Source organism: Stieleria sp. (assembly GCF_041595215.1).
Taxonomy (GTDB): domain Bacteria; phylum Planctomycetota; class Planctomycetia; order Pirellulales; family Pirellulaceae; genus Stieleria; species Stieleria magnilauensis.
Genome location: NZ_JBFHKV010000616.1, coordinates 1 through 5,107 on the forward strand (window position 1 = coordinate 1; position 5,107 = coordinate 5,107).

At 59.0% G+C, this 5,107-nt stretch carries 3 protein-coding genes; 2 read left to right on the forward strand and 1 reads right to left on the reverse strand.

What is annotated here, in order from left to right; translation table 11 throughout:
• Positions 1 to 1,088: 1,088 nt before the first annotated feature.
• Positions 1,089 to 3,338, forward strand: coding sequence for a PSD1 and planctomycete cytochrome C domain-containing protein (locus tag ABX749_RS21165; RefSeq protein ID WP_372897727.1), 2,250 nt, complete (start codon positions 1,089 to 1,091; stop codon positions 3,336 to 3,338).
• A gap of 1 nt (position 3,339) precedes the next feature.
• On the forward strand, positions 3,340 to 4,806 hold the full coding sequence (locus ABX749_RS21170; protein ID WP_372897728.1) for a DUF1501 domain-containing protein: 1,467 nt from the start codon (positions 3,340 to 3,342) through the stop codon (positions 4,804 to 4,806).
• A 70-nt stretch (positions 4,807 to 4,876) separates the two neighbouring features.
• Here the strand turns inward: ABX749_RS21170 and ABX749_RS21175 are convergent.
• The coding region (locus tag ABX749_RS21175) for a hypothetical protein (protein ID WP_372897729.1) at positions 4,877 to 5,107 on the reverse strand (231 nt) is incomplete at its 5' end.

The following is a 5,107-nucleotide window of genomic DNA, read 5'->3' on the forward strand; positions in this document are numbered from 1 at the left end:
GCTGGACAGCTACGATGAAGCCCGGAGGGCTGGCACAATGTTTGCCGGTGGTGTCAGCCACTGGTATTCAGGGCAATGAAGTACAAAGGCCTGAAGGGCCGACACAATTGTTCTCTTAGCCGCCCGGGAACGCTCAAACCCCGATTACTGTGTCGGCCCGCTGGGCCTTGAGTGTTGCATGGAATCCATCGCCGGTGGCTGACACCACCGGCAGACACTCTATCGGCCCTCCGGGCCTAAGACACATCGCCCAACCAACCAAATACGATCCATCGATTCCGTTGGACTCGGCAAACACTGAGAGGTCACCATTTCAGCCATCGGTTCTTTTCGTTCGGCCCAGTCGACCGCGTACCTGTCGAACGATGACATCAGAAGCGAATCCCAGGAAACGGAGGTCTGATGAAATCCGTTGCGCGCACTTCGAGCGCACCAGTCGCAGCCGGGATGTCAGACTTTGGACGATGCTGAGAACATCGCAGAAGAGGGAACCACGAAACACGCCACACACACGAAAGAAAAATCGGCACTGTCGTCAGGCGTCGGTTGGCAGCGTGAACAACTAATGATTGGTCGTTCGACCGAGGTAAAAAGCCGATATTCCCCGGTCGGACTGCGGAATATCTCCTACCACCCAATCTTACGGGGTTGTGCCAGGCGGTGCAATCATTCACTCGCCAGAGTGCCGTTTCCTGGTCAGCGCGAAGGTGCGACGCAAGGTTGGTGACGCGACGGTGCAGCGGTTCCAGAAAGGTTGGCAGGCCGGGAGTTGCCGGCGATGGAACGGGAGATGTCTCCCAATGGGATGGACGCCTGCTCGGCTCCGCACCAACTCAATTCGCTAGTTGTTCGCCCCGCGTGCCTCAAAATTAGCGTGTCCGCCAATCGGTCGAGGTGTATCATGGGTGTATCGCGAGGAAGCCGCACCTTCGTGATACCTCACCTACACCCCTCCCGCTCTGTGACCGAGCGGGCCCTGCCCGACCGCTCCGGTTGCACTCCATCCCTGAGAGCCTTTTTTGAACGTGAAAGCATTCCGACTTCCAGTCGCGGTATTGTCCGTTCTGCTGGTGGGTCTCCGCGGATCCGTGCCGGCCGCGGAGCCGGAGACGGCCGCCAAGCTCGATTTTGCCGCCGACATCCGGCCGATCCTGTCTGATGCCTGTTACCACTGCCATGGCCCCGATGCCAATGCGCGCGAGGGCGGGTTTCGACTGGATGATCGCGAGGCCGCTTTGGCCGCCGATGTGTTGACGTCGGGAGACATGCTGGAGCGTCTGACCAGCGACGATCCGGATGTGCGGATGCCGCCACCGGATTCCAATCGACGCCTGCGACGGCGGGATCGTGAAACGTTGAAACGATGGCTGGCCGAAGGGGCGGACTGGCCCAAGGACGACCGACACTGGGCCTTCATTCCGCCGCTGCGTCCCGATCTGCCAGCGGTCGCCAATGATCAATGGCCACAAAACCCGATCGATCGATTTGTGCTGGCGCGAATGGAATCGGAGGGATTGAGTCCAGCGCCGCCGGCTGACCGAGCGACGTTGCTGCGCCGCGTCAGTTTTGATCTGACCGGTTTGCCTCCGACCATCGAAGAACTCGATGCGTTTATCAACGACCGATCCGGCGGCGCGTACGAACGCGCGGTGGACCGGTTGCTCGAGTCACCGCGCTACGGCGAACACATGGCCGTCGATTGGCTCGAAGCGTCTCGGTTCGCCGATACCGACGGCTACCAGAACGATCGTCTGCGTTACATGTGGGTGTGGCGCGATTGGCTGATCAACGCGTTGAACGACAACATGCCATTCGATCGTTTCGTCATCGAGCAGATGGCCGGCGATTTGATCCCTGACCGCAATTTCCTGACTCAAGTCGCAACGGGATTCAACCGCAATCACCGCATCAATTCCGAAGGCGGCTCGATCCCGGACGAATGGATCGTCGAATACGTCGCCGACCGCGTGGAAACCACCGGCACCGTGTTCCTGGGGCTGACGATGACCTGTTCGCGTTGCCACGACCACAAGTACGACCCGATCTCTCAGAAAGATTTCTACAGTCTGTTCGCGTTCTTCAACAACATCGATGAAGCCGGGCTCGGACCGAACAACGGCAACAGCCCGCCGTTTATCAAGGTACCCCAGACATGGCCGAACCTATCCGAAGATGACTTGAAATTCGTCGTTCCAGAACCCGTCAAGATCAAGGTCGTGCAGACGTCGGTACCGCGTCCGCAACCGGGCGGCGAAGACACCGTCATGGTGCTGCACGAGCTGGATCAACCACGCGACACGTATCGACTCGATCGGGGACAGTACGACAACCCGGACACGTCGGAAAAACTGCAGCCCGCGACGCCGCCGGTCTTGGGAGCCTGGAACGATGACTGGCCGCGCGATCGGCTGGGGCTTGCCCGTTGGCTGGTCGATCCGGATCACCCGCTGACGGCGCGTGTGACGATCAACCGACTGTGGCAGCACCACTTCGGCGTCGGGTTGGTCAAGACCAGCGAGAACTTTGGCGTGCAAGGCGAGCTGCCCAGCCATCCGAAGTTACTCGATTGGTTGGCAACGGAATTCATCCGTAGCGGATGGGATGTCAAAGCGATGCACCGGTTGGTCGTGACCAGTGCAACCTATCGTCAGCAGTCTTCCGCGTCCGACGCCTTGCGTGAACGCGATCCGGAAAACCGCTGGTTGGCGCGAGGCCCAAGAAAACGTCTCTCGCCGTTTGCGATCCGCGATTCGGTGCTGTTCGCCAGCGGTTTGTTGAGCGATACGATCGGCGGGCCTTCGGTCAAACCGTACATGCCGCCGGCGATCTGGAGCAGCATCTCGAACGCGAAGTACAAACAGGACACGGGAGAAAAACTGTATCGACGCAGCATGTACACGTATTGGCGGCGCACGGTTCCGCCACCCACCATGATGGCCTTCAACGCCGCCGCACGTGAAACCTGTATCGTACGGAGCGACGAAACGACCACGCCGCTGCAAGCATTGACGATGATGAACAACGTCACCTTCGTCGAAGCGGCGCGGCATTTGGCCGAGCGGGTGATGAAACCCGACGGACGAACACCCGCCCGGCGAATCGCTTTGGCGTTCCGGTTGGTGACCAGTCGACAACCGAGGCCGAAAGAGCTGGCCGTCCTGGTCGATGACTTCAACGTCTATCACGAAGATTTCCAACAGCACACCGAGGCGACGGGGCAATTGTTGTCCGTCGGAGAAACGCCCAACACGCCGGGGTTAGACCCGAGCCAATTGGCGGCGCTGACACTGGTCGCCAATACAATCTTGAACCTCGACGAGGCCATTGCGGAGAATTGACATGAACCCTTTGGAAGAATTCAAGAGACGGCACAACCGACGAGCGTTTCTGTCCGGTAGCACGCTGGGGCTGGGTTCGATCGCTGCAGGGACCTTGCTCGGCGACGGGAATCTGGTCGGTGCGGCCGAAGCGAACGCGCTACCCGCAGCAGACGCGTCGGCCTTTGCCACGATCGCTCCCAAAGCCAAACGTGTGATCTACTTGTTCCAGTCGGGCGGCCCGTCGCAGATGGACCTGTTCGACTACAAACCGGAGCTGGCCAAGCGTTTCGGCGAAGAGGTGCCGCTGTCGGTCTACCCGGCCGAGCGAAAGACGACGATGACATCGGGCCAGACGTCGTTTCCCGTCGCGCCCAGCACGTTCAAGTTCCAGCAACACGGGCAGTCGGGCATTTGGCTCAGCGAAACCCTGCCGCACTTGGCCAAGGTGGTCGATGAGATCTGCGTCATCAAAAGCATGCACACCGAAGCGATCAATCACGATCCGGCGGCGACCTTGTTCCAAACCGGATCGGTGATCGCCGGTCGTCCCAGTATGGGTGCCTGGGTGAATTATGGTTTGGGCACCGAGAACGCCAACCTGCCGGCGTTTGTCGCAATGACGTCCAACGGATCTGCCAAAGCCGGCCAGCCGCTGTATGACCGATTGTGGGGCGCCGGTTTTTTGCCAGGCCGTTTTCAAGGCGTGAAGTTCCGCGGCCAGGGGGATCCGATCCTGGACCTCTACAATCCCGCCGGAATGACCCGCACCCAGCGCCGACGCATGTTGGATTCGGTGGAGAAATTGAACCAAGACCGCGCCGATCAGTTCAATGACCCGACGATCGCGACTCGGATCGCCCAGTACGAATTGGCGTACCGGATGCAAATGAGTGTGCCGGAACTGATCGACGTCAACGACGAACCGCAATCGGTTCTGGATCTGTACGGGCCGCAGGCGACGCAAGTCGGCAAGTATGCCTACAACTGTTTGTTGGCACGACGCTTGGCGGAACGCGGCGTGCGGTTTATTCAGCTCTACCACCGCGGTTGGGACGCCCACAACAACGCTCCCAAACAAGTCCCCGCGCAATGTCGTGACACCGATCAACCCACCGCGGCCTTGCTGAGCGACCTCAAGCAACGCGGCATGCTCGATGAGACGTTGGTGATTTGGGGCGGCGAATTCGGACGGACGGTTTACTGCCAAGGCAAACTGACGGACAAGGTGTACGGACGCGATCACCACCCGAATTGTTTCACGTACTGGATGGCCGGCGGTGGCATCCGCGGGGGGATGACGTATGGCGAGACCGACGAATACAGCGTGAACGTCGTTGAAAAACCCGTCCACGTCCACGACTTGCAAGCCACGATTCTGGCGCAATTGGGCATCGATCACGAACAGTTAACGTACCGATACCAAGGCCGCTATTTCCGCCTGACCGATGTCCACGGCAACGTGATTGGCGACATTGTCCGGTCGTGAGGCGGGGAAGAAGGTTGGTTGGTCAAAAAATTGGTTGGTCAAAAAATTGGTTGGTCAAAAAATTGGTTGGTCAAAAAATGGTGGGTAGGAAGATTTGTGGGGAGGAAGATTTGTTGGGGAGGAAGATCGCCGCAGGAAGGTGGAGAGGGTTTATTGAGAGGCCTAATGTTTTGACCACTCCATTTTTTGACCCTTTCGTCTCCAGCACCTGGATGAAACTTCCGTTTTTACGACAATGCAATAGCTGACGGCCATTCGGCATTCCTGAACGAACCGTGTCGTCTTCCTGTGCCAACTTCAA

Bases quoted from the DNA above. Each gene is read 5' to 3' on its own strand.
- ABX749_RS21170 (WP_372897728.1), top strand. From the start codon at position 3,340: ATGAACCCTTTGGAAGAATTCAAGAGACGGCACAACCGACGAGCGTTT.